The sequence below is a fragment of the Streptomyces sp. NPDC053426 genome (genome assembly GCF_055585405.1).
The window spans coordinates 7688-34211 of the sequence record NZ_JBVJKE010000013.1 but is presented as its reverse complement, the minus strand read 5'-3'; the positions used below and the strand labels follow the sequence as shown (position 1 = coordinate 34211).

Below are 26524 nucleotides of genomic sequence, written 5' to 3'. Positions count from 1 at the left end.
CGGCCGGTACGGCGGTTACCGCGGAGGCGTCTCCTGCGAGGTCGTCTACCGCGGGGTCGTCTACCGCGGGGTCATCCGCTCCACCATGTCCGGGTGCTCCTTCAGCCAGGCGGCGACGGCCTCCTCCTCGTGGCCCTGGCCGCGGTTCTTGATCTCGGCCTCCAGGCTGCCCAGCTCGTCCTCGCTCATGTGCCAGCCCTTGATCCACTTCGTGAGCTCGGGGTACTGCTCGGGGAACTTCTTGCTCGCGATGGTGCGGATCGTGTTGCCCTCGCCGAAGGCCTTCTTGGGGTCCTTCAGCTTGGTCAGCTCGTACTCGCTGTAGGCCCAGTGCGGCGACCACAGGGTGACCGCGATCGGCTCCTTCTTGGCGAGGGCCCGCTTGAGCTCGGCCAGCATCGCCGGCGTGGAGCCGTCGACGACCTCGTACTCGTCCTCCAGGCCGTAGCCCGGCATGACCTCGTTCTTGAGCAGCTGCATCTCGCCGGTGCCGGGCTCGATGCCGATGATCCGCCCGTCGAACAGGTCGGCCTTGCCCTTGAGGTCCTCCAGGGACTCGACGTCCTTGACGTACGAGGGGACGGCGATCTCCAGCGAGGTGGGCTCGTACCAGGTGCCCAGGTCGGTGAGGTCGTCCTTGCTCTTGTCCCAGTAGTTCTTCTGCGCGTACGGCAGCCAGGCGTCGAAGTTGAGGTCGAGGTCACCGGAGGCGAGGCCGGTGTAGACCGGGCCGACCTCCATCTGCTTGAGGTTCAGCGTGTAGCCGCGACGCTCCAGGACGTTCTTCCACAGGTAGGTGACGGCGATGTCCTCGTCCCAGGGGAACCAGGCCACGTCCAGCGGCCGCTTCGCCTCGGCGGGGGTGTCACCGGAACCGGACTCGACCGGGGCCAGCTTGTCGACCACGCCCGGGTTGGCCTTCAGCCAGGTGCGGACGGCGTCCTGCTGCCTGCCCTTGCCGGCCTTGTTGATCTCGGCTTCCAGACCGGTGAGTTCCTCCTCGGTCATCGAGAAGTCCTTCAGCCACTTCCCGACGAGCGGGTTGTCACCGGCGAAGCCCTTGCGCGACACCGTGTGCACGCCGTCGCCCTTGCCCCAGCTTCCCTTGGGGTCCTCCAGCTTCTTCAGGTCGTAGTCGCTGTACGCCCAGTGCGGCGACCAGAGCGTGACGACGACCGGTTCCTTCTTGCTGTAGGCCCGCTTGAGCTCGGCCAGCATCGCCGGGGTGGAGCTGTCGACGACCTTGTACTCCTCGTCCAGGCCGTACTCCTTGAGGACCTTGCTCTTGAGCAGGCCCATCATGCCGGCGCTGGACTCGATGCCGGTGATCTCCCCGTCGAAGAGGTCGGCCTTGCCCTTGAGGTCCTCCAGGCTGTCGACGTCCTCCATGTACGACGGGACGGTCAGCTCCAGTGACGTCTCGCCGTACCAGGAGCCGAGGTCGTCGAGCCGCTCACCGTACTTCTTCCAGTACGCCTCGTGGGTGGTGGGCAGCCAGGCGTCCGTCTGGAAGTCGATGTTGCCCTGCGCGAGGGCGGTGTAGAGCGGGCCGGCCTCGAACTGCTTGGCCTCGACCTCGAAACCGCGCCGCTCCAGGATCTCCTTCCACAGGAAGGTGGAGGCGACGCCCTCGTCCCAGGGGATGTAGCCGATGGTGATCTTCTTGCCGTCGCCGACCTTCTCGTCGCCGGCGGTGGTGGTCTTGGAGCCGCTGCCGCCGAAGATCCCCATGCCGCCCGCGACCAGGGCGAGGACGACGACACCGATCACGGCGACCTGCGGGCGGGGCCGGTAGGACCAGATCTTCAGCCCCTGCGCGGAGCGTGCCTTGGCGGCGGCGCGCCGGCCGAGCGGGGAGACCTGGGTGCCCAGGGCGCTGGTCATGCGGTCCAGGTAGATCGCCAGGATGACGATGGCGATGCCGGACTCGGCGCCGAGGCCGATGTTGAGCTGCCCGATGGCCTCGATGACCGCGCCGCCGAGTCCGCCGGTGCCGACCATGCCGGCGATCGCGGCCATGGACAGGCCGAGCATGATGACCTGGTTGACGCCCGCCATCACCGTGGGCAGCGCCAACGGAAGCTGCACCCGCAGCAGGGTGTTGCGGGGCGTGGTGCCGAACGCCTCGGCCGCCTCGACCAGTTCCTTGTCGACCTGGCGGATGCCCAGCTCGGTCATGCGCACGCCCGGGGCGAGCGCGAAGATCAGGGTGGCGACGATGCCCGGGGCGGAGCCGGTCCCGAAGAACAGGATCGCCGGGATGAGGTAGATCATCGCGGGCAGCGTCTGCATGAAGTCCAGGACCGGCCGGACCACGGCGCTGACCCGGTCCGAGCGGGCCGCCCAGATGCCCACCGGCACCGATATGACCAGCGCGATGACGGTGGCGACGATGACCAGCGCCAGCGTCACCATCGAGTCCTCCCACAACTCCATGGAGTCGAGGAAGGCGAAGCCGAAGAAGGTGAGGACACCGGCGAAGGTGCCGCGCAGCCAGAAGGCGATGACCGCGAAGATGCCGCAGAGGATCAGCGGTTCGGGGGCCTGGAGGACGGCGTTGACACCGTCGTAGGCGCCGGTGAAGACGGTCTTGAAGAAGTCGAACAGCCAGGTGACGTTGGCGAGCAGCCAGTCGACGGCGCTGTTGACCCAGTCGCCGAGCGGAATCCTAGGCACGGGCCATCACCTTCTCGCCGCCCTTGTCGCGCGGGGTGTCGCAGACCCCGGGGTCGGACTCCTCGTCGCCGAGGAAGCCGACGAGGCGCTGCCGGGGCACGACCCCGACGAGCGCGCCCTCCTTGTCCAGCACCGCCACGGGGTGCGGTACGCGGGCGCTGATCGCGCACAGGTCGGTGAACGGCGTGTCGGGCGTCGCGGTCTCGCAGCCGCAGTCGGCCTCGTCGCCGCGCACCTCGCGGTCCATCACGGCGCCGGCGGTGAGCACGCGGGAGCGGTCGACGTCCTGGGTGAAGGAGGCGACGTAGTCGTTGGCGGGACGGATCAGGATGTCCTGCGCGGTGCCGATCTGCACGATGCGGCCGTCGCGCATCACCGCGATCCGGTCGCCCAGGCGCATGGCCTCGTTGAGGTCGTGGGTGATGAAGACGATCGTCTTCTTCAGGGTCTTCTGCAGTTCGAGGAGCTGGTCCTGCATGTCGCGGCGGATCAGCGGGTCGAGGGCGCTGAAGGACTCGTCCATCAGCAGCAGGTCGGCGTCGGTGGCGAGCGCGCGGGCGAGACCCACGCGCTGCTGCATGCCGCCCGACAGCTCGTCCGGCCACGACTTCTCCCAGCCGGCCAGGCCGCACAGGGCGAGCGCCTCGTCGGCGCGGCGTTCGCGCTCGGCGCGGGGCACGCCCTGCACTTCAAGACCGTAGGCGGCGTTGTCGCGGACGCTGCGGTGCGGGAACAGCGCGAAGTGCTGGAAGACCATGCTGATCTTCTTGGAGCGGACCCGGCGCAGCTCCCGGTCGGGCAGCGCGGTCAGGTCCTGGCCGTCGAAGCGCACGTGTCCGGCGGTGGGCTCCAGCAGGCCGTTCAGCATGCGCAGCAGGGTGGACTTGCCGGAGCCCGACAGTCCCATGACGACGAAGATCTCGCCCGGCTCCACGGTGAACGAGGCGTCGATGACGGCGGCGGTGGTGCCGTCGGAGCGCAGCTCCTCCCGGTCGGCTTCCTTCTTGCGCAGTCGTTCGACCGCCTGGTCCGGTCGTCTGCCGAACACCTTGAACAGATGCTCGGCCTCAAGCCTGGATGACACGCGTACCTCTTGTCTCGACGGCAAATGGCGGAAGCGATGCCAGGCGGGCGGCTCACGCGGCCCACAACAGTTGAATCTGTAACCGGCATCGCTCCGTGGCCGCGCCTCCCCGGTTTTGCACAGGGCAAACGTTTTCGTGTGACGCCTCACACAGGTCGCGCAGAACGCAGTTTGTTGCGTATGACGCAACTGTGGGCAGTCATGCCTCCCCCAGTGCCTCAAGGGCCTGGGAGGTACCCCCAGGGCGGCACGGGTGGGCGCGACGGCACCCCGTGAACGTTGGGCTGTGGAGACCCACCCCCGGCCCGCACCAACGCACCCGCGCTGTCAGCGACGTACGGCATGATGCGGTCCGTGACCGGACGACTCATGCTCCTAGACACCGCTTCCCTGTACTTCCGCGCCTACTTCGGCGTCCCGGACTCCGTCAGGGCCCCGGACGGCACCCCGGTGAACGCCGTGCGCGGACTGCTCGACTTCATCGACCGCCTGGTCAAGGACCACCGCCCCGACCACCTGGTCGCCTGCATGGACGCCGACTGGCGCCCGAAGTGGCGGGTGGAACTGATCCCCTCCTACAAGGCGCACCGCGTCGCCGAGGAGCGCGCGGCGGGCCCGGACGAGGAGGAGGTGCCCGACACGCTGTCCCCGCAGGTTCCGGTCATCGAGAGCGTGCTCGACGCGGTGGGCATCGCGCGGGTGGGGGTCGCCGGGTACGAGGCGGACGACGTGATCGGCACGTTCACCGGCCGGGCCGGCGGACCGGTCGACATCGTCACCGGCGACCGCGACCTCTACCAGCTGGTGGACGACGCGCGCGGGGTGCGCGTGCTGTATCCGCTGAAGGGCGTCGGCACGCTCCAGGTCACCGACGAGGCCGTGCTGCGCGAGAAGTATGGGGTGGACGGCAGGGGGTACGCGGACCTGGCGCTGCTGCGCGGTGATCCGAGCGACGGCCTGCCGGGCGTGCCGGGCATCGGGGAGAAGACGGCGGCCAAGCTGCTGGACGGGTTCGGCGACCTGGCCGGGATCCTGGCGGCCGTGGACGACCCGCGGGCCAAGCTCACGCCGTCGCAGCGCAAGCGTCTGGACGAGGCGCGGCCGTATCTCGCGGTCGCCCCCAAGGTCGTCCGGGTCGCGGACGACGTCCCGCTCCCGGACGTCGACACGGCGCTGCCGCACGGGCCGCGCGATCCGGCCGGGGTGGAGTCCCTGGCCGCCCGCTGGGGTCTGGGCGGCTCGCTGCAACGCCTGCTGACGACCCTCTCGGCGTGAGCCGTACACATCGCTGAACCGGACGAGGTGTCCGCCGACGAGGCGTCGACCGAGATCGAGGTGCTAACTTAGGTAAACCTAACTGTGACAGCTGGGAGGCTCCTCATGGCAGAGCGACCGGTACGCGCACCACGCGCGCCGCACACCGCCGAGGTCGTCCGCACCGAGCGGCTGACCCCGCACATGCAGCGCGTGGTGCTCGGTGGTGAGGGGCTCTCCGCTTTCTCGGCGGACACTTGCACCGATCACTACGTCAAGCTGCTGTTCCCGGCCGCGGGGGCGACGTATCCGGAGCCCTTCGACCTCCAGCGCATCCGTGAGGAGTTCCCGCGCGAGCAGTGGCCGGTGACCCGGACGTACACGGTGCGCCAGTGGGACGCCGAGCACCGTGAGCTGACCCTGGACTTCGTGGTCCACGGCGACGAGGGCCTGGCCGGCCCCTGGGCGGCGAACGTCCGGCCGGGCGAGGTCGTCCGGTTCATGGGTCCCGGCGGCGCCTACGCGCCCGACCCGGCCGCCGACTGGCACCTGCTCGTCGGCGACGAGAGCGCGCTGCCCGCGATCGCCCGCTCGCTGGAGGCGCTGCCGCACGGCGCCAGGGCGTTCGCCTTCGTGGAGATCTCCGGTCCCGACGAGGAGCAGAAGATCGACTCCGACGTGGAGGTCCGCTGGCTGCACCGCGGTGACCGGCCGGTCGGCGAGGCCCTGGTGGAGGCCGTCCGGAGCCTCGACTTCCCGGAGGGGCGGGTGCACGCCTTCGTCCACGGCGAGGCCCACTTCGTGAAGGAGCTGCGCCGTCTGCTGCGGGTCGAGCGCGGCATTCCGCGCGAGGACCTGTCGATCTCCGGTTACTGGCGCCTCGGCCACAACGAGGACGGCTGGCAGGCCTCCAAGCGCGACTGGAACGCCCGCATCGAGGCCGAACAGGAAGGCGCGGAGACCTCCGCCTGACCTTGTGACCGCACGGTCACGGTGCCGGTCCGGTGGGTGGGACACCTGCGGCGCCGCTTTCGGTCCGGTGAGGGCTCGGGTTTTATGCCTGCGGCGCCGCTTTCGGCCCGGTGGGGGTGCGGGTCTTGTGCCTGCGGCGCCGCTTTCGGTCCGGTGGGGGCGTGCGTAGCGCCCACGGTGGGTGGGTGGGTCGGGGCCGCGTCGGGGGTGTCCGTCCTCGGACTGGCGCGACTGCGTTCCTTGGAGGGGTGCGGGGTGCGGACGCGCCAGCCGCTGCGGGCGGCCACCCCCGCCCCGTCCCCTTCCCGCCGCGGGCGACTGCGGTGCGCCCACCGTGGCACGCGCCCCGGACCGTACGCGCCTGCGCGCCGCGATCCGCGGGCAGCCGCCCTCCGCGATCCGCGGGCAATCGTGCCGCAGGGCGGCACGGGTGGGCGCGACGGCACCCCGCAAGCGCCGGGCCGCGCGAACACCCCCCGGCCCACACCCACACCGGGGCCGCAACCCCGTCAACGCGGGGCACCCCACAAAGCACCGGGGCCGCCCCCGCCCACCCGCCCGGACGGGCTGATCAGGTGAACCACGGCCCGTCGGGCCATGACCGGCGGCGTGGCGGGCCGGCCGGAGGCGGGACACTGCCCCAGGATCCGGCCGCGTGGCACACACCTTCGACGAACTCGTGGCCAAACAGCGCGCCGCGGACGAGGCCCACTCCCGGGTCCGGCAACTGCGGGACGCCTACGGCCCGCCCACCCGGACCAAGTGGAGCGAGCACCAGACCACCACCTGGGAGACCGCCTGGCGGGCCTGGCGCGACCTCGCCCGTGACGTCCGCCTCGCGGTGACCGAGTACGCCCGGACCGAGGGCAGACCGCTCCACGAGATCGAGGCGGAGTTGAAACGGGCGACCGGGAACCACGACTGAGCGGCCCCGTACGCTTGCCCGGTGTGAGACGCAGACGGCCGACCCCGCCCTCCCCCCTGCCGCAGCGCGACGGTGTGGACCCGGTGCGGGTCCGGCTGCCCGCCGGGCAACGGTGGGCCACGGTGCGGGAGCACCTGGTACAGCGGCTGTCGGCCGCCGGCCCCGGAGTCGTGGACGGGATGTTCGCCGCGGGCCTGATCGTCGGGGCGGACGGACGGTCCGTACCGGCGGACGCCCCGTACGCGCCCGGCATGTTCGTGTGGTTCCACCGTGAGCTGCCCGCCGAGGTGCCGGTGCCGTTCCCGCTGGAGGTCGTCCACCGGGACGAGCACGTCGTCGTCGTCGACAAGCCCCACTTCCTGGCCACCACCCCGCGCGGCAGCCACGTCGCCCAGACCGCGCTCGCCCGGCTCCGCCGTGAGCTGGGCGTCCCGGAGCTGGGCGCCGCTCACCGCCTGGACCGGCTCACCGCGGGCCTGGTGCTGTTCACGGTGCGGCCCGAGGAGCGCGGGGCCTACCAGACGCTGTTCCGCGACCGTCTGGTGCACAAGGAGTACGAGGCCGTCGCCCCGTACGACCCGGCGCTGGACCTGCCCCGGACCGTACGCAGCCGGATCGTGAAGGAGCGCGGGGTACTGACCGCCGAAGAGGTCGAGGGCGAGCCGAACGCGGTCACCCGCGTCGAACTCGCCGCCCACCGGGCCGACGGCCTCGGCCGGTACCGGCTGGTGCCCGGCACCGGGCAGACCCATCAGCTACGGGTGCACATGAACGCCCTGGGCGTGCCGATCCTCGGCGATCCGCTGTATCCCGGGGTGGCCGCCCCCGTCCCGGCCGGTGACTTCCGGCGTCCGCTGCAACTGCTGGCGCGGAGGCTGGAGTTCACCGATCCGGTGACGGGCGTGGAGCACCGGTTCACCAGCGGCCGGATGCTCGCGGCATGGTCCTCGTACGAGGACTGGGCGGCCGGTCAGTAACCGCGCCACCAGCGCAGGAAGCGCTGCCAGGCGCCCCGCGGCGGGGCGGGTTCCGCCACCGGCGGCGGCACCGGCGCGGGGTGCGGCACGGGCGGCTCGACGCTCGGCTCGGGCAGCGCGGGAGACGCAGAAGGCACGGTGGCCGCCGGCCGGGTCACGCCGATGTGCCAGTCCTGCTGCGGGGGCGCGTCGTTCTCGTGGCTGGGCCGCTGCGTCACGTCCTGCTGCGGCCGGGGCGTGAAGTGGACGGGCAGCTCCACGAGATGCCGCGAGGCGAGGGACTCGGTGAAGGTCAACCGCTCCTCCTCGATGCTCAGTTCGACGTCGGGCAGCCGCATGAGCAGCGCGTCGACACCGACTTCGGCGATCACGCGGCCGATGTCCTGGCCGGGGCACTCGTGCGTGCCGCCGCCGAAGGCGAGGTGCGAGCGGTTGCCCTTCATGTCGGCGGTCGGGTCGGGGCGCACACGGGGGTCGACGTTGGCCGGCGCGGGTGCGAAGACCAGTCCGTCGCCCTTGCGGATGCGCTGCCCGCCGAGCTCCGTGTCCTGCTTGGCGAAGTAGGCGAAGATGGTGCTGAACGGCGGTTCGTCCCAGAGCAGTTGTTCCACCGCCTGGGGCACGGTCATCTGGCCGCCGTTGAGCTGGGAGCGGAAACGCGGGTCGATCAGCACCTGGCGCAGCACGTTGGCGAGGAGGTTGGCGGTGGTCTCGTAGGCGGCGATGAGCACCACTCGGAGGTGCTGGGCGACCTCCTCGTCGGTGAGTCCGGCCGGGTGCCTGATGAGGTGGCCGGTGAAGTCGTCCAGCGGCTGGGCCCGGCTGCGGGCCGTGAGGCGTTCCAGGGCCTCCATGACGTAGGCGTTGCTGGCGATCGCGGTCTCGGTGCCCCTGATCATGTCGCGGGCGGCCTCGACCATCCGGTCGTCGTACTCCTCGGGCATGCCGAGGACGTGGCACATCACGGCCATCGGCAGGTGCTCGGCGTACTGGCCGACCAGCTCGGCCTCGCCCGCCTCGCAGAACCGGTTGACGACGCGCTGGACGCTGCGGTTGACGTGCCGGCGCAGACCGCGGAAGTCGGTGGCCGCCACGGCGGCGTCGATGGCGCCGCGCAGCCGCCGGTGCTCGTCGCCCTCGGCGTGGGCGCACATCGGCTGCCAGGCGATGTGCGGCATCAGCGGATGGTCGGGCTTGACCAGTCCTTCTCCGAGCGCGGACCAGATGCGGCTGTCCTTGCAGTACTGCGCGGGAGTGCGCACCAGTTGCTGGTTCTCGGCGTGGCCGAGGACCACCCACACCGGCACGTCGTCGTGGACCAGCGCGGGCGCCACCGGACCGTGTTCGGCCCGCAGTTCCTCGTACAGCTTCTTCAGGTCCTCCGACTCGTGCAGCCGGCTCAGCCCGCCGGGGCCCTTGCCGTGCGCGGGGCAGCCGGGGGGCGGGCCGGGCCGGGGGGCGTCCGTTCCGGTCGGGGAGTCTCCCGTCAGGGAGGTGGGTTCAGGCGTCACAGTGGTCGCTCCGAGGGGGAAAGCGGGGGCCGGTGCGGGAGAGGGGTCCCGGGGGTCAGGTGAGCGAGCCCGTCATGGCGAGCGAGTGCAGGAACCGCATCAGGGTCATCAGCACGTCACGGCTGGAGGCGCGGCGCCGCACGTCGCACTCCATGATCGGGATCTGTTCGGACAGGTCGAGGGCGGACCGCAGGTCCTCGATGGGGTAACGCGGGGCGTCGGGGAAGGAGTTGACCGCGACGACGAACGGCACGCCGCGCTCCTCCAGCCGCCCCATGACGTCGAAGCTGACTTCGAGGCGGCGGGTGTCGACCAGCACGACCGCGCCGAGCGCGCCCTCGAACAGCCCGTTCCACAGGAACCAGAAGCGCTCCTGGCCGGGGGTGCCGAACAGGTACAGCACCAGCTGGTCCGTGATCTTGATGCGGCCGAAGTCCATGGCGACCGTGGTGGCCGTCTTGGACGCGGAACCGAAGTTGTCGTCGACCCCGACGCCGGCCTGCGTCATGGTCTCCTCGGTGGTCAGCGGTTTGATCTCGCTGACCGAGCCGACCATGGTCGTCTTGCCGACCCCGAATCCGCCCACGATCACGATCTTCACCGCGGCCTGTGCCGTGTGCGGCAACTGGTCCTCGGCACGGGGGCCCGGGATGGTCTCAGAGCCTTTGAAGTCCATGCATCACCGCTTCGAGAAGGGAACGGTCGGGCAGCGCCTTGCGGACGATCGGGAAACGCGCCTGGACCAGTTCCGCCGCCAGCATCTCGGTGAGCAGCACGGTCACCACACTGAACGGCAGGTTGAGATAGGCCGACAGTTCGGCCACGGACAGGGGGGCGGCACAGAGCCGGAGCAGCGCCGCCTGCTCGGGGGTGGCGGAGGGCGGGGGGTCCGGGGAGCCGGCCACGATCAGCGTGACGAGATCGAGGTCGGCCCGTTCGCCGTCCGGTCCGGTGACGACGTACAGCCGCTCCGGGTTGCCGCCCTCGCCCTCCTTCCCGGCCGGTGCGGCCGGCTGCGGAGGGGGGCCGTCCTGGGGGAAGCGCCTCTGGCGTTGCGGAGGAGTCATACGGTCTGCCCGTTCCGTCGGGGCGGACTGGTCAGATGGGCGCCGATGCGGACGACGAGGTCGCGCATCATGCCGCCCATGCGGCCCGGCTCGCAGGTCATGTCGGAGAGCACCGCGAGATAGGCGTTGGCGCCGGCCGCCATCAGATAGAAGTAGCCCTCGTTGATCTCGATGAGCACCATCTTCATCTCGCCGTTGCCGTACGGGAGTTCCTGGGCGACGGCTCCGGCGAGGCTCTGTACGCCCGCGCAGGCCGCGGCGACCCGGTCGGCGGCGTCCGGCTCGCCGCCGTAGCGGGCGATGCGCAGGCCGTCGGCGGAGAGCACCACGATCATCTCGACGCCGGGTACGCCGTCGGCGAGCTCCTTGAGCATCCAGTCGAAGTTGGCTCGTTGCTGGATCACTTGAGGTCCCCCTCGTCATCGGCCTCGGTGCGGGCCGGTTCGTTGATGAGATGCAGGTAGGCGGTCGGGTTCCGGGTGAAGTCGGTGGTGGGGACGCCCGGGTCGAGGCCCTTGCGCATGCCCTCCCAGAAGGCGTCGACCCACAGCCCGGGTTCGCGGTCGTCCTGCTTCTTCTCGGGCTCGGGCCTGGCCCAGATGTCGTGGTACTCCTCGCCCCGCTCCTTGGCCTCCCGCTCGGCCCGCTCGGCGGCCGCCTGCTCGGCGTACCGCTGGGCCAGCGGGGTCTTCACCCGGCTGCGGCGCTGCGGCAGTCCGCCCGCGGTCCACTCGGTGACCTCGGGGACGTCGTCCTCCATGGAGACGGTGGCGGGGATGCGGGGGCTGGTGGGGCGCCGCTTCTTGGGCGTGCGCTCCGGGCCCGGCAGGGCGTCGACCGGGCGGGGCACGGAGGTCGCCCCGATGCCGTGGGCGAGGCCCACGCCGGGCTCGTCGGTGATCATCTCGCTGGGCACGACGAGGACGGCGCGGACGCCGCCGTACGCGGAGGCGCGCAGCGAGACCTGCATGTTGAACGCGGTGCAGAGGCGGCCGACGACGGCGAGGCCGAGGCGCGGGTTCTCCCCGATCTCCTGGAGGTCGGTGCCCTTCTGGGCCTGTTCGAGGATGCCCTCGATACGGGCGCGGGCCTGCTCGTCGAGGCTGACGCCGGCGTCCTCGATCTCGATGGCGACGCCGGTCTGCACCTCGGTGGCGGTGACGCTCACCTTGGAGGTCGGCGGCGAGTAGCGGGTGGCGTTGTCGAGGATCTCGGCGGCGGCGTGGATGACCGGCTCGACGTAGATGCCCTTGATGTTGATCTTGGCGATCGACTTCAGGTCGATGCGGCGGTACTCGAGGATGCGGGACATGGCGCCGCGCAGCACGCTGTAGAGCGCGACGGGCTTGGGCCACTGGCGTCCGGGACGGCCGCCGCCGAGGACGGAGATGGAGTCGGCGAGGCGGCCGATCAGCGCGGTGCCGTGGTCGATGCGCAGCAGGTCGTCGAAGACCTCGGGGTTGCGGCCGTGGTCCTCCTCCATCTCGCGGAGTTCCTTGGCCTGCTGGTGGACGATCGCCTGGACGCGGCGGGCGATGCTGACGAAGGAGCGCTGGGCGGAGTCGCGCAGGTTCTCCTCGTCGTCGATGATCTTGAGCATCGTCCGCAGCATCCGGAGCTGGTACTCGGGCAGGTCGCGCCAGGCCGGGTTGAGCCGGGGCAGGTCGCGCAGCACCTCATGGGGGTCGTTCCCGCTGTGCAGGTGGTTCAGGGCCGCGGGGGCGACCTGGTTGATGAAGTGGTCCGTCTCCGTGTCGTGGGCGGCGATCCGGGACTCCAGGTACGCACGGTGACGGTCGTGCTCGGCCCGCGCCTCGCGCAGGATCCGGCCGCGGCGCACCGCCTCGGCCGCGGCGGCGGTCACCAGCAGGGTCGCGACGGCGCCGCACACGCCGACGGCGATCCGGGCGGGCTCCGTCACCAGGGCGACGGCGGCTCCGGTCGCCGCGGCCATCACTATGGCCGGCAACAACAGCACACGCGTGTAGGGAAGTTGGACACTCGCCATGTGAGCCCTCTGAAACGAATCGACTGACGGCCGGGGAACGTGCACATAGGGGAACAAGCGCACGAATTCATCTCAACTCGGTGCGCTGCGGGCGAGCTTAGTCCGGCAGGATCATCGCCATGTCATATTCGGCGAGTGCCGGAAATGGCCCCTGGGACAGGAGTACGCTCAGGTCGTTTACACGCGGTGCGGCCGCTCGAACACCATCCGTCACCGCGCTCAGGCGTACGAAAACCACTCACCGTCACGGGTGAGGGAGCGCCCCCGGCTCCCTGATCCTGCCCATGGAACCGGGCCGTGACGCCTCCGGTGAGGGCGCGCGGAAGGCAGAAGCCCGGCGCGCACGGGGCGCACCGGGCTTCTTCGAGGCTCTCGGGCCGGGCGGTCAGCCCACGGACGAGTAGGCGACCACGCCGCGCAGCAGTCCGTCGACCGCCTTGCGGGCGTTCCTGGCGACCGTCGAACCCTCGACGGACGGCGCGGCGGCCGAGATCTGGCCCAGCACGTCGATGACCTGCTTGCACCAGCGCACGAAGTCGCCGGCCGGCATCTCCGCCTCGCGCAGCACCTCGTCCAGGCCCTTGCCGGACGCCCACATGTAGGCGGCCCAGGCGAAGCCGAGGTCGGGCTCGCGCTGGCCCACGCCCTCCGTCTGGCTGATCCGGAAGTCCTCCTCCAGGGCGTCCAGCCGGCCCCAGATGCGGACCATCTCGCCGAGCGCCGCCTTCGCCCTGCCCGACGGCAGCTTGGGCGCCATCGCGTCGTCGGCGGCCCGGGCCTCGTACACCAACGCCGACACGCACGCGGCGAGTTCGGCGGGGGCCAGCCCCTCCCATACGCCCTCGCGCAGGCATTCGCTGGCCAGCAGGTCCAGTTCGCCGTACAGCCGGGCCAGCCGCTTGCCGTGCTCGGTGACCTCGTCGCCGCGCAGATAGTCCATCTCGGTCAGCAGCGCGACGATCCGGTCGAAGGTGCGGGCGATGGTGTTCGTCCGGCCCTCGATACGGCGCTCCAGCTGCGAGGTGTCGCGCAGCAGCCGGTGGTAGCGCTCGGCCCAGCGGGCGTGGTCCTCACGGTCCTGGCAGCCGTGGCACGGGTGCGCCCGCAGCGCCTTGCGCAGCCGCGCGATCTCCCGGTCGTCGACCGCCTGGGAGCGCTTCTTGCGGTGCCGGTCCGGCGTGATGTGCCCGGCCTTGGTGCGCAGCGCGGAGGCGAGGTCCCGGCGGGACTGCGGGGACCGCGCGTTGAAGGACTTCGGGATCCGCATCCGCTCCAGCGCCTCCACCGGCACCGGGAAGTCCATCGACGCCAGCCGCTTCACCTGCCGCTCCGCGGTCAGCACCAGCGGGCGCGGGCCGTCGGCGTACTCGTAGCCGCGGTGGCCGTTGGAACGGCCCGCCGGCAGCCCCGGATCGAGGACCAGCGCCAGCCCCGCGTACTTTCCGGTGGGCACGTGGATGATGTCGCCGGGCTTGAGCTTCTCCAGCGCGACGGCGGCCTCCGCGCGGCGCTGCGCCGCGCCCTGCCGGGCCAGCTCGTTCTCCCGGTCCTTCAGCTCCCGGCGCAGCCGCGCGTACTCCTCGAAGTCGCCGAGGTGGCAGGTCATGGAGTCCTTGTAGCCCTCGAGACCCTCCTCGTTGCGCTGCACCTGCCGGGAGATGCCCACGACCGACTTGTCCGCCTGGAACTGCGCGAAGGACGTCTCGAGGAGCTCGCGCGAGCGGTGCCGGCCGAACTGCTCGACCAGGTTGACCGCCATGTTGTACGACGGCCGGAAGCTGGAGCGCAGCGGATACGTGCGCGTGCCGGCCAGTCCCGCCAGGTGCTCGGGGTTCATGGCGCGCTGCCACAGCACGACCGCGTGGCCCTCGACGTCGATGCCGCGCCGGCCGGCCCGGCCGGTCAGCTGGGTGTACTCGCCGGGGGTGATGTCGGCGTGCTGCTCGCCGTTCCACTTGACGAGCTTCTCCAGGACCACCGAGCGGGCGGGCATATTGATGCCGAGCGCGAGGGTCTCGGTCGCGAACACGGCCTTCACCAGACCGCGTACGAACAGCTCCTCGACGACCTCCTTGAACGTCGGCAGCATGCCCGCGTGATGGGCCGCGATGCCGCGCTCCAGGCCCTCCAGCCACTCGTAGTAGCCCAGGACGTGCAGGTCCTCGGCCGGGATGGAGGCCGTGCGCTCCTCGACCAGGGCGCGGACCGCGGCCCGCGCCTCCTCGTCGTTGAGCCTGAGGCCCGCGTACAGGCACTGCTGGACGGCGGCCTCGCAGGCGGCGCGGCTGAAGATGAAGGTGATCGCGGGCAGCAGGCCCTCGGCGTCGAGCCGCTCGATGACCTCGGGCCGGCTCGGCGTCCACACCCGCGAGCGCTGCCGGCGCTCGCGCTCCCGGTCGGCCTCGCGCATGTTGCCCCGCCCGCGCCTGCGGTCGCCCCAGGACGGGCGGCTCGCCTCCAGGCGGGCCATGCGCGTGAGGTCCGGGTTGACGGCCTTCTTGCGGCCCTCCCCCTCCTCGAACAGGTCGTATATCCGGCGTCCCGCGAGCACGTGCTGGAACAGCGGCACGGGCCGGTGCTCGGAGACGATCACCTGGGTGTCGCCGCGGACGGTGTCCAGCCAGTCGCCGAACTCCTCCGCGTTCGACACCGTCGCCGAGAGTGACACCAGGGTCACCGACTCGGGGAGGTGGATGATCACTTCCTCCCAGACGGCGCCGCGGAAGCGGTCGGAGAGGTAGTGCACCTCGTCCATCACCACGTAGCCGAGGCCGAGGAGGGTCTGCGATCCGGCGTAGAGCATGTTCCGCAGCACCTCGGTGGTCATCACGACCACCGGGGCGTCGGAGTTGACGCTGTTGTCGCCGGTGAGCAGGCCCACCTTCTCCGTGCCGTAGCGGCGGCACAGGTCGGCGTACTTCTGGTTCGACAGCGCCTTGATGGGTGTCGTGTAGAAGCACTTCTTGCCCTGCTGGAGGGCGAGGTGGACGGCGAACTCGCCGACGATCGTCTTGCCGGAGCCGGTGGGCGCGGCCACCAGCACGCCCTTCCCCGCTTCGAGCGCCTGGCAGGCCTCGATCTGGAAGGGGTCGAGGCCGAAGTCGTACATCTCGCGGAAGGAGGCGAGCGCGGTGGCCTGCTCGGCAGCGCGCCTGCGCGCCGCCGCGTACCGCTCGGCCGGTGAGAGGTCCTCTGTCATCGTGCTTTCGAGCGTACCGGGCCGCACCGACAACAGGACGATCATTATCCGTTCAGGGGCCCACGACCCGCAGCGCGCCCGGCACGCAGCGCGCGGTGAGCGGCAGCGGCCCCACCGGCTCCCCGTCCGCGTACCCGGTGACCTCCTCGGCGGCCAGCTCCACGCTCGCCGCCCGCAGCACGGTGATCGCGGGATGGCCGACGTGCGTGCCCCGGTACACCCTCGGGAACACCCGCAGCAGCGTGGCCCGGCTGCACTCGCCGACCACCGTGATGTCGAACAGCCCGTCGGTGAGATCGGCTCCGGGGCAGATCCGCATGCCGCCGCCGTACGACGGCCCGTTGCCGACGGCGACCAGCGTCGCCTCGACCTCGCGGACCTCGCCGCCGTCCAGGGTGATCCGGTAGGGCAGCGGGCGGAAGGCGGCCAGCTCGGCGACCATCGCGACGTCGTACTTCAAGCGGCCGAGGGGCAGCCGCATCCGGTTGCCCCGGTCGTTGACCCGCGAGTCGAAGCCGGAGGCGAGTACGGCGCCGAACCAGCGGTCGCCGACCCGGCCGAGGTCGATGTCGCGGACCCGGCCGCACTTGAGGGCGTCTGCGATCATCCGGCCGGCCGCGGCCGGTTCCCGCAGGGGCATGCCGAGGGCGCGGGCGAAGTCGTTGCCGGTTCCGGCGGCGACCAGTCCGAAGGGGGTGCCGGTGCCGACGACGGCCTGCAGGGCGAGGTTCGCCATCCCGTCGCCGCCGACGGCGATCAGGGCGCCGGTGCCCTCCTCGACGGCGGCGCGCGCCCGGTCCAAGGCGTCCCGGGGATCGTCACCGAGCACGGTCCGCACCGAGAAGCCGGCGTCCCGGAACGCGGAAGCGGCCGGCCGCGCCGCGCGGGCGCCCCGGCCGCGGCCCGCGGTGGGGTTGACGAAGAGGGTGATCTCGCTGGTCACGGGGATGACCCTATGAGCTGCGAGGCGGCCCTCAGGTCACGTCGTCATAACCGTTGACCCGGTCCTTGGACGCCTGCTCGGGCAGGGCCGCCACGGGCTCCACCGGATCGATGTCCTCCGGGGTGAGATCCAGCTCGGATGCCTCGTCGTCGGCGGGGCCCTGGGATTCCCTGCGGGCACGCCGTTTGTCGTTGAGCAGCGAGAACGCCACGGCGACGAAGTAGAGGACGACGATGGGCCCGGAGAGCGCGATCATCCCCACCGGGTCGGTGGTGGGCGTCGCGACCGCGCCGAAGACGAAGACGCCCATGACGACACCGCGCCACCAGCCCATCATGCGGCGGCCGGAGACGATGCCGACGAGGTTCAGCATGATGAGCAGCAGGGGGAGCTCGAAGGCCAGGCCGAAGACCAGCACCATCCTGATGGTGAAGTCGAGGACCTCGTCGAGCGAGAGGATGTTGGCCGATCCCCCGGGGGTGAGGCTGAGCAGCACCTTGATGCTGACGGGGAGGATGACGTACGACAGGTAGGCGCCGCCGACGAACAGCGGAACCGCGGCCGAGACGAAGTAGTAGGTGTACTTCTTCTCGTGCTTGTGCAGCCCGGGGGCGACGAAGGCCCAGAGCTGGTAGAGCCACACAGGGCTGGAGACGATCAGGCCGGCCATGAGGCTCACCTTGATCGTCGTGGTGAACGGCGACGTCAGCGTGTTGAAGGAGACGATGGCGCAGTTACCACCGTCGCTGTTCGCCAGGTCCTCGCATTTGGGCACCGGCTCCGCGAGGAACTGCATGAGCTGCTCGCTGTAGAACGCGGCCACGATCATCACCACGACGATCGCGACGACGGCCTTGGCGAGCCGGTTGCGCAGCTCACGCAGGTGTTCCACGAGGGGCATCCGCCCCTCGGGATCCCTCTCCTGCTTGCGGGCAGACTTGAGCAACCCACGTTCCCATCTCGTGCGGCGGGCCGGAGTTCACCGGCCCTGCGTCAGCGCTTGGTCGTGTCCGTCGGCTCCGTGACCGGGCGGGAGCTGGTCACGTCGCCGGGGGCGGCCTGGATGGTGCGCTGCGCCGGGGGCTGCTCGCCGGTGGCCGGCGGGTCGGCGGGGGCGGCGGACTTGTTGTCGTCCTTCATCGCCTTGGCCTCGCTCTTGAGGATGCGGGCGGACTTGCCGAGCGACCGCGCCATGTCCGGGAGCTTCTTCGCGCCGAACAGCAGGATGATGACGACGAGGATCAGAATGATCTCGGTGGGTCCGAGCCGTCCCATAAGTCTTTACCTTCTCACCGAGGCGGGTGGGTGGGTGGCTGTCCGACCGGTCGGACAGGTGTCCGAACGACGGCGCTGACAGCGATCGTAACGCCCTGGGGTAAACGTCCGGCAATCCCCGTGCGTACTCCCGTCCGCGGTCCGGGCCTCGTTCTCCGGGCCGCGATCAGCAGCGTACCTGCCGGGACCCGCAAGGTGACAGGGCGAAGCCGCACGGGGAGTGGCCGGGACCGTTCAAAGGGATTCGGCGGAGCGGGCCGTGCTGGTCGCCGCGTGTTCCAGGTCCTCCGCGGCGCGGCTGATGCGGCGGGCCGAGTCCGTGACCTGCCTGCCGAGCCGTTCCGCCTCGACGAAGACCTTGACGGCGAACACCCCGAGCACCAGCAGACCCAGGAACCCCACGGCAATCGCGAACATCGGCCAGAACATGAGGGCGAGCCTAGACGGTCGAGTGGAGCCGCAGCGTCCGGACCCCGCCGCCGGTGAGCAGCTCCACGATCCGCTCCCCCGCCGGCTTGCGGACGGCCGCCCCGCACTCGGGGCAGGTGAAGGAGTAGAACGTGGTGCGGCTGCTGGCGCCGATGGCCAGGCGCAGCGCGCTCGCGGCGAGCTCGAAGCGCTCCCGGCAGTCCGGGCAGCCCGCCCGGAACATCACCGGGGCCACGCTTCTCATCCCCGCGAACGCGGACGCCGCCGTCATGGTCCGCGCACCGGACGTCGCCGACTCGCTCAAAGCCCTCGCTCCTGCCTGTCGTCCTGTCCGTGCGGCCCCGGTCATCCGGCCGCCTCGACCCCGTCGTACGCCGCCAGCGCCTCGCGGGCCGCCTGCCGGGCGCTGTCGGCCAGCGCGCGCGGCTCGACGATGCGGCCGTCGCGGCCGAGCCGCAGGGCCAGCCGTCTGAGCGAGGCCGGGTCGGGCGTGCGCAGAGTGATACGCAGCCCGCCGTCGGGAAGCTCGTCCGCGCTGTCGTGCGGGTAGTACTCGGCGACCCAGCGACCGCCCGGCCCGACCTCGACCACGACCTCGGGATCCTCGGCCGCGGGCTGCACCAGCGCCTCCGACAGGTCCCGCAGCTCGACCTCGGGCGGCGCGGACGGCTCGTCGAGGATGCGGATCTCGGCGACCCGGTCGAGCCGGAAGGTGCGGCGCGCCTCGGAGCGCCGGCACCAGGCCTCGACATACGTGTGTCCGACGCTGACCAGGCGGATGGGGTCGATCTCCCGCTCGGTGACCTCGTCGCGCGCGGGCGAGTAGTAGCGGATCCACAGTCTGCGGCGCTCGGCGATGGCCCGGTCGACGTCCGCGAAGACGCCGCCCTCGGACTCGAAGGTCACCGACAGCCGGGCGCTGGCGCCGGCCGCCTCGCCGGCCGAGGCCTCCACCTTGGCGGTGGCCCGCAGCAGCGCCTGCCGGTCGCCCTCGCGCAGCCCCGGCAGCGTGGCCACGGCGCGGGCGGCGACCAGCAGCGCGGTGGCCTCGTCGGCGGCGAGCCGCAGCGGCTCGGCCGCCTCCGCGCCGAGGGCGGCCGGGTTGTGCCACCAGATGCGCTCACCGTCGGTGTCGATGTCCAGCAGATCGCCGCCGCGGAAGCTGGTGCCGCACATGGGCAGCACATCGAGGTCGGAGACCAGCTCGTCCTCGGTGATCCCGAAGGCGCGCGCCACGTCCTCGATCCGCGCGCCGGGACGCTCCCGCAGATACGTCACCAGGGAGAGCATCCGCCGGGTCTGGTCGATGGCGTTCACGGGCCTGACCGGTTTGCCTGCCACGTCCTTCTCCGCTCCCCCTCAGCCCTTGGCCACGGCACGCAGCCGGTCCATCACGTCGGCCCGCAGCTCGGCGGGCTCCAGGACCACCACATCGGGCCCGAACTCCACCAGCCAGGCGTCCAGGCCGTGCCCGTACGGAATCTCCAACTCGTCCCAGCCGTCGCCGAGTTCCCGTACCACGGTGGCCTTCGCCCGAAGGGGGTAACCGGCGTCGGAGCGCAGCCGGATCCGCGCCGAGCGGTCGGCGGTCTCCCCCGCCCAGCTCGCCACGGTCTCCCGCACGGTGACGACGTCCGGCACCGGGACGGTGAACCGGCCGCCGCGCGAGCGCACCTTCCCGGTGATCCGGGAGAGCCGGAAGACCCGCTCGGCGCCCCGGTCGCGGTCCCAGCCGGCCAGGTACCAGTGGCCGCGCCAGCACTCCAGCGCCCACGGTTCGACGTGCCGCTGTCCGGGCTGGGCGGCGTTGGCCTTGCGGTAGTCGAAGACGACCGGCCGACGGTCGCGGCAGGCCAGCATCAGCGGCTCGAACGCGGCCTCGTGCACCGGGATGCGCGGCTCCAGCGCGCCATGGGCGCCGTACGGGTCGACGTCCTCGGGCAGACCGGCCGCGCGCAGCTTCTGCAGGGCGCCGCTGGCCGCTCCGGCGAGCCGGGCCTGCTGCCACACCTTGGCGGCGAGCCCGAGGGCGGCGGCCTCCTCGGCGTCGAGGGTGATGGGCGGCAGCCGGTTGCTGTCGCGGCGGGCCAGGTAGCCGACCTCGCCGTCGAGGTTCTCCACGGTCTCGATGACCAGTCCGAGTTCGCGCAGGTCGTCCTTGTCGCGCTCGAACATGCGGTTGAAGGAGTCGTCGGAGCCCGCTTCGAGATAGGCCTCGATCGACTCGCGCAGCTCACGCTTGCTGAGGGGCCGGCGCGTCCCGAGCAGACACAGCGCCAGATTCATCAGCCGCTCGGCCTTGGCAATGGCCATCGACCCGCTTCGCCTCCCTATGGTGCTTACGACCGACGACCGTACCGCCCCGAGGTGGCGCGGTGAAAGCCGAGGGCCCACGCCCGGACAGGCATGGGCCCCGGATGATCGGCTCCGGTCGGATCAGACGCCGAGCAGGTCGACCACGAAGATCAGGGTCTCACCGGGCTTGATCGCCGGGGTGGGGCTCTGGTTGCCGTAGGCGAGGTGGGCGGGGATGGTCAGCTGACGGCGGCCGCCGACCTTCATGCCCTGCACGCCCTGGTCCCAGCCCTTGATGACCCGGCCGCCGCCCAGCGGGAAGCGGAAGGGGGTGCCACGGTTCCAGCTGGCGTCGAACTCCTCGCCCGTGCTGAAGGCCACGCCGACGTAGTGCACGGTGACGGTCTGGCCCGCCTGCGCCACCTCGCCGTCGCCCTCCCAGATGTCCTTGATCTCGAGGTCCGCCGGGGGCTCGCCGCCCGGGAAGTCGATCTCGGGCTTGTCGATGCTCACGTCTAACGCTCCTGCTTGTCTGCGGAAAGGCGAACACGCACAGTCTTACATCCCCACGGCGTCACAGCTTCGCGAGGATGTCGACCGTGAAGACCAGCGTCGAGTCCTTCTTGATGCCGCTGCCCTCCGGCGGATTGTCGCCGTAGCCCAGCTCCGGCGGGATGACGATGAGGACCCGGCTGCCGACCTTCTTGCCGGTCAGCCCCTGCGCCCAGCCCTTGACGACCTGCTGCAGCGAGAACGACGTCAGCTGCCCCCGGTCGTACGTGGAGTCGAACTCCTTGCCGCCGTCCCACAGCACGCCCTTGTACTGCACGAGGACGCTGTTCTCGGCGCCGACCTCCTCGCCGTCGCCCTCGATGACATAGCTCGACACGAGCTTCTTCGGGGCGTCAGCGTCGGGCACCTCGACGGAGGGGGCCTTGCCGTCGGTGTTGGTGCCGACCTTGGGCAGGTCCTTGTCGTCCTGCGCCACCTCGGTGCCCTTGGCGGAGCTCTTGGCGTTGAACGAGTCCTGGATGTCGACCACGAACACCAGCGTGTCGGTGCCCTTGATGCCGGCCTGCTCATTGCCCTGCTCGCCGTAACCCCAGGTGGGCGGGACGGCCATCTGGACGCGGCTGCCGGCCTTCTTGCCGGTCAGCGCGTACCGCCAGCCGTCGATGATGGTGCCCTGGGCGAGCTGGATGGCCAGCGGGGTCTTGCGGTCGTAGGAGTTGTCGAACACCTTCGCGGTGCTCCACACCTGGCCCAGGTAGTGGGCCACGACGAAGTCGTTCTCCGCGACCGTCTTGCCGCCGCCCGCGATGACCGTCTTGACCGCGAGGTCCTTGGAGGGGTCGCCGCTGCCCTTGGCGACCGTCGGCTTCTGGCCGAACTCCTTGCCCGCCGTGATCGCCGGCAGCGGCCCGTCGACGATCTTCGGCGGCGGCGCCGCGGACGTCTGGGGCGCCGAGGGCGAGGCGCTGTCGCTGGCCTTGCCCGAGTCGGACTTGTCGTCGCCGCACGCGGCGAGGGTCACCAGTCCAGCGGGAACGGCAATGAGTAGTGAGCGTCGGCGCACGGTGGGGGCCTCGTAATCATCGATCTTGTGGATGGCGTCCGCGCAACTCTACGGCGTGAGAAGGGCGCCGCACGGTGTAACGTACGGCGCCCGTGTGACGTTCCGGGAATTTCGGGGCCCCCGGCGGAACGCGTCTCTCACATTCCGGCGATCAGCTTCTCCACCCGCTCGTCCACCGAGCGGAACGGGTCCTTGCACAACACCGTGCGCTGAGCCTGGTCGTTGAGCTTGAGGTGCACCCAGTCGACGGTGAAGTCGCGGCGCTGCTCCTGGGCCCGCCGGATGAAGTCGCCCCGCAGCCGGGCCCGAGTGGTCTGCGGCGGAACGGACTTGCCCTCGAAGATCTTCAAATCGTTGCAGATCCGGGCCGCTTGTCCCTTTTTCTCCAGCAGGTAGTACAGACCCCGCCGGCGGTGGATGTCGTGGTAGGCGAGGTCTATCTGCGCGACCCGCGGATGCGACATGGTCATGTTGTGCTTGGCCCGGTACCGCTCGAGGAGCTTGTACTTCATGACCCAGTCGATCTCGGTGCCGATACGGTCGAGGTCCTCGGCCTCGATCGCGTCCAGCGTACGGCCCCACAGCTCCAGCACCTGCTCGACGGTGCCGGTGCGGATGCCCCGGCGCTCGCAGAAGTCCAGCGCCTTCTCGTAGTACTCGCGCTGCACCTCCAGCGCGGAGGCCTCCCGGCCGCTGGCCAGGCGCACCTTGCGCCGGCCCGTGATGTCGTGGCTGACCTCGCGGATCGCCCGGATCGGGTTCTCCAGGGTGAGGTCGCGCATCACGGTGCCCGCCTCGATCATGCGCAGCACCAGGTCGGTGGCGCCGACCTTGAGCAGCATGGTCGTCTCGGACATGTTCGAGTCGCCCACGATGACGTGCAGCCGGCGGTAGCGCTCGGCGTCCGCGTGCGGCTCGTCGCGCGTGTTGATGATGGGCCGCGAGCGGGTGGTCGCCGAGGAGACGCCCTCCCAGATGTGCTCGGCCCGCTGGCTGACGCAGTACACGGCGCCGCGCGGCGTCTGCAGCACCTTGCCGGCACCGCAGAGCAGCTGCCTCGTGACCAGGAACGGAATGAGGATGTCCGCGAGCCGCGAGAACTCCCCGTGCCGGGCCACCAGGTAATTCTCGTGGCAGCCGTAGGAGTTGCCGGCGGAGTCGGTGTTGTTCTTGAAGAGGTAGACGTCGCCCGCGATTCCCTCCTCGTGCAGGCGTCGTTCGGCGTCCACCAGGAGTCCTTCGAGAATGCGCTCGCCGGCCTTGTCGTGGGTGACCAGTTCGGTCACGTTGTCACATTCCGGCGTCGCGTATTCCGGATGTGATCCCACGTCGAGATAGAGGCGGGCGCCGTTCCGCAGAAAGACATTGCTGCTTCGGCCCCATGACACGACACGGCGGAAGAGGTACCGCGCCACCTCGTCAGGCGACAGGCGGCGCTGTCCCCTGAACGTGCACGTGACGCCGTACTCGTTCTCCAGCCCGAAAATGCGGCGGTCCATGAGGGAACATTACGCCCGATCCCCCGACCTGAAACGAGGTTCGACGGCACGATTCGGATCATTTTCCGAACGGGCCGCAACCACCGCCCTCCCGGCGGGAACTGCCAGTACCCGCCCCGTGGCGACCAAAACCAGCAGCGACACACCACCCGCGACCCCCGGCACGGCGAACCCCCACAGCGCCCCGCCCGCCTCGACCACCGGGCCGGTGAGACCCGTTCCGACCGACGCGCCCACGGTGAACGTCGTCACCAGCCAGGAGAACGCCTCCGTGACGGTCCCGCGCGGCGCGTGCCGGTCCACGAGCACGAAAGCACAAGCGATGGCCGGCGCCAGGAAGAGCCCGGCGACCACCATGAGCAACGTCATGGCCACCGCGCCCGGCATCAGCATCAGCGGCAGGTAACACACCGCCAGAAGGGCCACGAGCCCCTGGAGTCGCCGCGCGGGCTCACCGGCCCACTGCCGCGCCCCGTACGCCATGCCCCCGATGAGCGCACCCAGCCCGATCCCCGCCATCAGCCAGCCGTACACCTGGTCGCCGCCGTGCTCGTCCGCGTACGACACCGCCGCCACGGTGATGGACCCCAGCGCCATCCCCACGGCCAGGAAGGCGCCCAGCAGCGCGAGCAGCCCCGGCGAGCGCAGCGCGCCCAGCCAGTGCGCCTCGCGCGGCGCCGACCGCCAGGCACGCGAGGGCGGCGAGACGACCACGGAGAGGGCGCCCAGCACCCCGATGACGTTCAGCACGAGCAGCGCGGCCTGCGCCGACCACAACGAGGCGCACACCGTCACCAGCAGCGGCCCGACGGTGAACATCACCTCCTGCGCCACGGCGTCCATGGCGTACGCCCGGTGGACGTGGTCCTCCTCGGACAGCACGGAGGACCACAGGGCGCGCAGCCCGCCCTCCAGGGGCGGCGTGAAGAGCCCCGCAGCGGCCACCGCGCCGTACGCCACCGCGGGCGACCCGGTCCCCGCGAAGGCGAACACGGCCATCGCCAGCGCCGACAGCACCGCGGCCGGCAACTGCACCCGCGGCTGCCCGCGCAGGTCCACCAGCCGCCCCAGCACCGGCTGCCCCACGGCGTTGGCGACGCCGTACACCGCCGCCAGCGCGCCGGCCAGGCTGTACGTACCGCCCTCCGCGCGCACGAACAGCACGATCGCGATGGCGGCGGTCGCGTTGGGCAGCCGCCCCACGAGCGTGCCCACGAGCAGCCGGGTGGCGTGCCGTGCCCGGAGGATATCCAGGTATCCCGTGGCCATGCGGGCCCCTCCACTGGAAGTTTTACGTATAACTAAGCACTCCATACGTACCATGTCCGCTGTTCACCAGTCCAGACGAAGGAGCGGCCCGACGATGCCCCGAGCCGGCACCCGCCCCACGAGCCGGGACGTCGCCCAGGCCGCCGGCGTCTCCCAGGCCGCGGTCTCCCTGGTCCTCGGCGACAAGTGGCGCGGCCGGGTCTCCGAGGCCACGGCGGAACGCGTCCGCGAGGCCGCGCGCACCCTGGGCTACCGCCCCAACCTGGCCGCCCGCAACCTCCGCCTCGGCCGCACCCGTACGGTCCTCCTGGTCGTCCCCGCCCTCACCACGGAGTTCTTCGCCGGCGTCTACACCGGCGCCGCCCGGGTGGCCTCCCGGCACGGCTTCGGCGTGGTCCTCTACCCCTCCCCCGAGGGCATCGGCCCCGCCCGCGACCCCTTCGCGTCCGCGCAGGCGGCCCTGGACGGCGTCATCGCCTCCTCCATGGCCGCGGAGGCCCTCACCGCGATCCGCGGCGAGGCGCTGCCGCTGGTGATGCTGGACAGCGACCCCGAGGGCAGTGTGGGCGCGGCCACGGTCAACCTCGACATCGCCGACGGCGTCCGCCAGGTCACCGACCACCTCCTGGCACTGGGCCACCGCCACTTCCTGCACCTGGCGGCGGACGTGGCGTCCTGGACCTTCGAGGTGCGCGCACGGGAACTGGCGGCGCGGCTGCGGAAGGTTCCGGGGACGTCGTTGCGCACGGCGCGGGCACCGATCTCGATCAAGGGGGCGGATGTGTCCGCGGAGGCCGCGCTCTTTGGGGCGGCGGCGGTGCCGGACCGCCCCACCGCCGTGATCTGCGACGACGACCATCTGGCGGCCGGCACGTACAAGGCCGCGCGGCGTCTGGGACTGCGTGTCCCCGAGGACCTGTCCGTCACCGGTCTGGACGATCTGGCCCTCGCGAGCGCGATCGATCCGGAGCTGACCACGGTGCGGTTGGACGCGGAGCTTTTCGGCGAGCGGGGGATGGAGGCGTTGCTGGCGGTCCTGGAGGGCCGCGCCCCCGCCGCGGGCGACATCCCGGTCGAGCTGGTGGTACGGGGGTCCACGGCCCCGGCGCCCCACTGAGGGCTGCGGCGGCCCGCTGTGTCGGTGCTGAGCGGGGGTGGGGTGCGCAGCCGGCGGCTTCTTACGGGGCGCCCGGCGTTGGTGTCGGCCGGGGGTGGGATTGCGCTGCCCGGCGCCGTGTGGGGTGCCCCGGCGTTGCTGTGGGCCGGGGGGTGTTCGCGCGGCCCGGCGCTCACGGGGTGCCGTCGCGCCCACCCGTGCCGCCCCAGCGGCACGACTGCCCGCGGAGGGCGGAGGGTGGCGGCACGACTGCCCGCGGAGGGCGGAGGAGCGGCAGCGGCAGGCCGCAGAAGGCTGGGGGTGTGGCTCTGCCCGCGGGAACGGCGGCTGGCGGCAGCCCACGGTGAGCGGCAGCGGCAGCGGCAGCGGCAGCGGCAGCGGCAGCGGCAGCGGCAGCGGCAGCGGCAGCGGCAGCGGCAGCGGCAGCGGCAGCGGCAGCGGCAGCGGA

Annotated in this window: 24 protein-coding genes; 5 read left to right on the top strand and 19 right to left on the bottom strand. The window is 71.3% G+C overall.

Translation table 11 applies throughout. The features are described 5' to 3' along the window. Positions 1-60: 60 nt before the first annotated feature. Both ACZ62B_RS25400 and ACZ62B_RS25395 read right to left on the bottom strand, forming a co-directional pair. On the bottom strand, positions 61-2676 hold the full coding sequence (locus ACZ62B_RS25400; RefSeq protein WP_468720316.1) for an ABC transporter permease/substrate binding protein: 2616 nt from the start codon (positions 2674-2676) through the stop codon (positions 61-63). Continuing rightward, positions 2669-3760, bottom strand: a complete 1092-nt coding sequence (locus ACZ62B_RS25395) for a quaternary amine ABC transporter ATP-binding protein (protein ID WP_344560525.1) — start codon at positions 3758-3760, stop codon at positions 2669-2671. The genes ACZ62B_RS25400 and ACZ62B_RS25395 overlap by 8 nt, the downstream gene beginning before the upstream one ends. Positions 3761-4105: 345 nt before the next feature. Here ACZ62B_RS25395 and ACZ62B_RS25390 point away from each other — a divergent pair, with 345 nt between their 5' ends. From ACZ62B_RS25390 to ACZ62B_RS25375, 4 genes are all read left to right on the top strand, one after another. Then, the gene (locus ACZ62B_RS25390; RefSeq protein ID WP_344560719.1) at positions 4106-5035 is read left to right on the top strand and encodes a 5'-3' exonuclease; all 930 of its coding nucleotides are present in this window, start codon (positions 4106-4108) and stop codon (positions 5033-5035) included. A gap of 105 nt (positions 5036-5140) precedes the next feature. Beyond that, positions 5141-5986: a siderophore-interacting protein gene (locus ACZ62B_RS25385; RefSeq protein WP_344560524.1), complete on the top strand. Its 846-nt coding sequence runs from the start codon at positions 5141-5143 to the stop codon at positions 5984-5986. Positions 5987-6641: 655 nt separating this feature from the next. After that, positions 6642-6911 carry a hypothetical protein gene (locus ACZ62B_RS25380; protein ID WP_344560523.1) on the top strand — a complete coding sequence of 90 codons (270 nt, stop codon included), beginning with the start codon at positions 6642-6644 and terminating at the stop codon, positions 6909-6911. 23 nt (positions 6912-6934) lie between these two features. Beyond that, the gene (locus ACZ62B_RS25375; RefSeq protein WP_344560522.1) at positions 6935-7888 is read left to right on the top strand and encodes an RluA family pseudouridine synthase; all 954 of its coding nucleotides are present in this window, start codon (positions 6935-6937) and stop codon (positions 7886-7888) included. On the opposite strand, the gene ACZ62B_RS25370 is transcribed toward ACZ62B_RS25375, so the two are convergent. The 17 genes from ACZ62B_RS25370 to ACZ62B_RS25290 all read right to left on the bottom strand — a co-directional run bounded on the left by ACZ62B_RS25370 (position 7882) and on the right by ACZ62B_RS25290 (position 24959). Beyond that, positions 7882-9399 carry a cytochrome P450 gene (locus ACZ62B_RS25370; RefSeq protein WP_344560521.1) on the bottom strand — a complete coding sequence of 506 codons (1518 nt, stop codon included), beginning with the start codon at positions 9397-9399 and terminating at the stop codon, positions 7882-7884. The genes ACZ62B_RS25375 and ACZ62B_RS25370 overlap by 7 nt on opposite strands. A gap of 55 nt (positions 9400-9454) precedes the next feature. After that, positions 9455-10075 carry a GTP-binding protein gene (locus ACZ62B_RS25365; protein ID WP_073933660.1) on the bottom strand — a complete coding sequence of 207 codons (621 nt, stop codon included), beginning with the start codon at positions 10073-10075 and terminating at the stop codon, positions 9455-9457. Beyond that, positions 10056-10466, bottom strand: coding sequence for a DUF742 domain-containing protein (locus ACZ62B_RS25360; RefSeq protein ID WP_073933659.1), 411 nt, complete (start codon positions 10464-10466; stop codon positions 10056-10058). The genes ACZ62B_RS25365 and ACZ62B_RS25360 overlap by 20 nt, the downstream gene beginning before the upstream one ends. Further along, on the bottom strand, positions 10463-10870 hold the full coding sequence (locus ACZ62B_RS25355) for a roadblock/LC7 domain-containing protein (protein WP_030225334.1): 408 nt from the start codon (positions 10868-10870) through the stop codon (positions 10463-10465). Before ACZ62B_RS25355 ends, ACZ62B_RS25360 begins: the two co-directional genes overlap by 4 nt. Further along, the gene (locus ACZ62B_RS25350) at positions 10867-12474 is read right to left on the bottom strand and encodes an ATP-binding protein (protein ID WP_344560520.1); all 1608 of its coding nucleotides are present in this window, start codon (positions 12472-12474) and stop codon (positions 10867-10869) included. The genes ACZ62B_RS25355 and ACZ62B_RS25350 overlap by 4 nt, the downstream gene beginning before the upstream one ends. Positions 12475-12859: 385 nt before the next feature. After that, positions 12860-15718: a DEAD/DEAH box helicase gene (locus ACZ62B_RS25345; protein WP_344560519.1), complete on the bottom strand. Its 2859-nt coding sequence runs from the start codon at positions 15716-15718 to the stop codon at positions 12860-12862. Positions 15719-15725: 7 nt separating this feature from the next. Further along, positions 15726-16616 carry a diacylglycerol kinase gene (locus tag ACZ62B_RS25340; RefSeq protein ID WP_344560518.1) on the bottom strand — a complete coding sequence of 297 codons (891 nt, stop codon included), beginning with the start codon at positions 16614-16616 and terminating at the stop codon, positions 15726-15728. 31 nt (positions 16617-16647) lie between these two features. Then, a complete protein-coding gene (gene tatC / locus ACZ62B_RS25335; protein WP_344560718.1) occupies positions 16648-17517 on the bottom strand; it encodes a twin-arginine translocase subunit TatC in 870 nt (289 codons plus the stop codon). 92 nt (positions 17518-17609) lie between these two features. Next, positions 17610-17891 (bottom strand): Sec-independent protein translocase subunit TatA, encoded by a 282-nt coding sequence (tatA, locus tag ACZ62B_RS25330; RefSeq protein WP_073933654.1) that lies wholly within the window; start codon positions 17889-17891, stop codon positions 17610-17612. A gap of 234 nt (positions 17892-18125) precedes the next feature. After that, positions 18126-18320 (bottom strand): hypothetical protein, encoded by a 195-nt coding sequence (locus ACZ62B_RS25325; protein WP_344560517.1) that lies wholly within the window; start codon positions 18318-18320, stop codon positions 18126-18128. A 10-nt stretch (positions 18321-18330) separates the two neighbouring features. Then, a complete protein-coding gene (locus tag ACZ62B_RS25320; protein WP_030835703.1) occupies positions 18331-18624 on the bottom strand; it encodes a hypothetical protein in 294 nt (97 codons plus the stop codon). A gap of 41 nt (positions 18625-18665) precedes the next feature. Beyond that, positions 18666-19661, bottom strand: a complete 996-nt coding sequence (locus ACZ62B_RS25315; RefSeq protein ID WP_344560516.1) for a helix-turn-helix transcriptional regulator — start codon at positions 19659-19661, stop codon at positions 18666-18668. An 18-nt stretch (positions 19662-19679) separates the two neighbouring features. Further along, positions 19680-20633: a helix-turn-helix transcriptional regulator gene (locus ACZ62B_RS25310; protein WP_344560515.1), complete on the bottom strand. Its 954-nt coding sequence runs from the start codon at positions 20631-20633 to the stop codon at positions 19680-19682. 123 nt (positions 20634-20756) lie between these two features. Continuing rightward, positions 20757-21128: an FKBP-type peptidyl-prolyl cis-trans isomerase gene (locus ACZ62B_RS25305; RefSeq protein WP_030835713.1), complete on the bottom strand. Its 372-nt coding sequence runs from the start codon at positions 21126-21128 to the stop codon at positions 20757-20759. A 61-nt stretch (positions 21129-21189) separates the two neighbouring features. Beyond that, a complete protein-coding gene (locus tag ACZ62B_RS25300) occupies positions 21190-22191 on the bottom strand; it encodes an FKBP-type peptidyl-prolyl cis-trans isomerase (protein ID WP_344560514.1) in 1002 nt (333 codons plus the stop codon). A 137-nt stretch (positions 22192-22328) separates the two neighbouring features. After that, positions 22329-23690, bottom strand: a complete 1362-nt coding sequence (gene pafA, locus ACZ62B_RS25295; RefSeq protein WP_004933460.1) for a Pup--protein ligase — start codon at positions 23688-23690, stop codon at positions 22329-22331. Between the two features lie 9 nt (positions 23691-23699). After that, a complete protein-coding gene (locus ACZ62B_RS25290) occupies positions 23700-24959 on the bottom strand; it encodes an MFS transporter (RefSeq protein WP_344560513.1) in 1260 nt (419 codons plus the stop codon). A 94-nt stretch (positions 24960-25053) separates the two neighbouring features. Here ACZ62B_RS25290 and ACZ62B_RS25285 point away from each other — a divergent pair, with 94 nt between their 5' ends. After that, positions 25054-26076, top strand: a complete 1023-nt coding sequence (locus tag ACZ62B_RS25285) for a LacI family DNA-binding transcriptional regulator (RefSeq protein ID WP_469692190.1) — start codon at positions 25054-25056, stop codon at positions 26074-26076. Positions 26077-26524: the final 448 nt, after the last annotated feature.

Bases quoted from the DNA above. Each gene is read 5' to 3' on its own strand.
- ACZ62B_RS25350 (WP_344560520.1), bottom strand. From the start codon at position 12,474: ATGGCGAGTGTCCAACTTCCCTACACGCGTGTGCTGTTGTTGCCGGCC.
- ACZ62B_RS25310 (WP_344560515.1), bottom strand. From the start codon at position 20,633: ATGGCCATTGCCAAGGCCGAGCGGCTGATGAATCTGGCGCTGTGTCTG.
- ACZ62B_RS25385 (WP_344560524.1), top strand. From the start codon at position 5,141: ATGGCAGAGCGACCGGTACGCGCACCACGCGCGCCGCACACCGCCGAG.
- tatC (WP_344560718.1), bottom strand. From the start codon at position 17,517: ATGCCCCTCGTGGAACACCTGCGTGAGCTGCGCAACCGGCTCGCCAAG.
- ACZ62B_RS25365 (WP_073933660.1), bottom strand. From the start codon at position 10,075: ATGGACTTCAAAGGCTCTGAGACCATCCCGGGCCCCCGTGCCGAGGAC.
- pafA (WP_004933460.1), bottom strand. From the start codon at position 23,690: ATGGACCGCCGCATTTTCGGGCTGGAGAACGAGTACGGCGTCACGTGC.
- ACZ62B_RS25360 (WP_073933659.1), bottom strand. From the start codon at position 10,466: ATGACTCCTCCGCAACGCCAGAGGCGCTTCCCCCAGGACGGCCCCCCT.
- ACZ62B_RS25345 (WP_344560519.1), bottom strand. From the start codon at position 15,718: ATGATCGTCCTGTTGTCGGTGCGGCCCGGTACGCTCGAAAGCACGATG.
- tatA (WP_073933654.1), bottom strand. From the start codon at position 17,891: ATGGGACGGCTCGGACCCACCGAGATCATTCTGATCCTCGTCGTCATC.
- ACZ62B_RS25285 (WP_469692190.1), top strand. From the start codon at position 25,054: ATGCCCCGAGCCGGCACCCGCCCCACGAGCCGGGACGTCGCCCAGGCC.
- ACZ62B_RS25290 (WP_344560513.1), bottom strand. From the start codon at position 24,959: ATGGCCACGGGATACCTGGATATCCTCCGGGCACGGCACGCCACCCGG.
- ACZ62B_RS25325 (WP_344560517.1), bottom strand. From the start codon at position 18,320: ATGTTCTGGCCGATGTTCGCGATTGCCGTGGGGTTCCTGGGTCTGCTG.
- ACZ62B_RS25390 (WP_344560719.1), top strand. From the start codon at position 4,106: ATGCGGTCCGTGACCGGACGACTCATGCTCCTAGACACCGCTTCCCTG.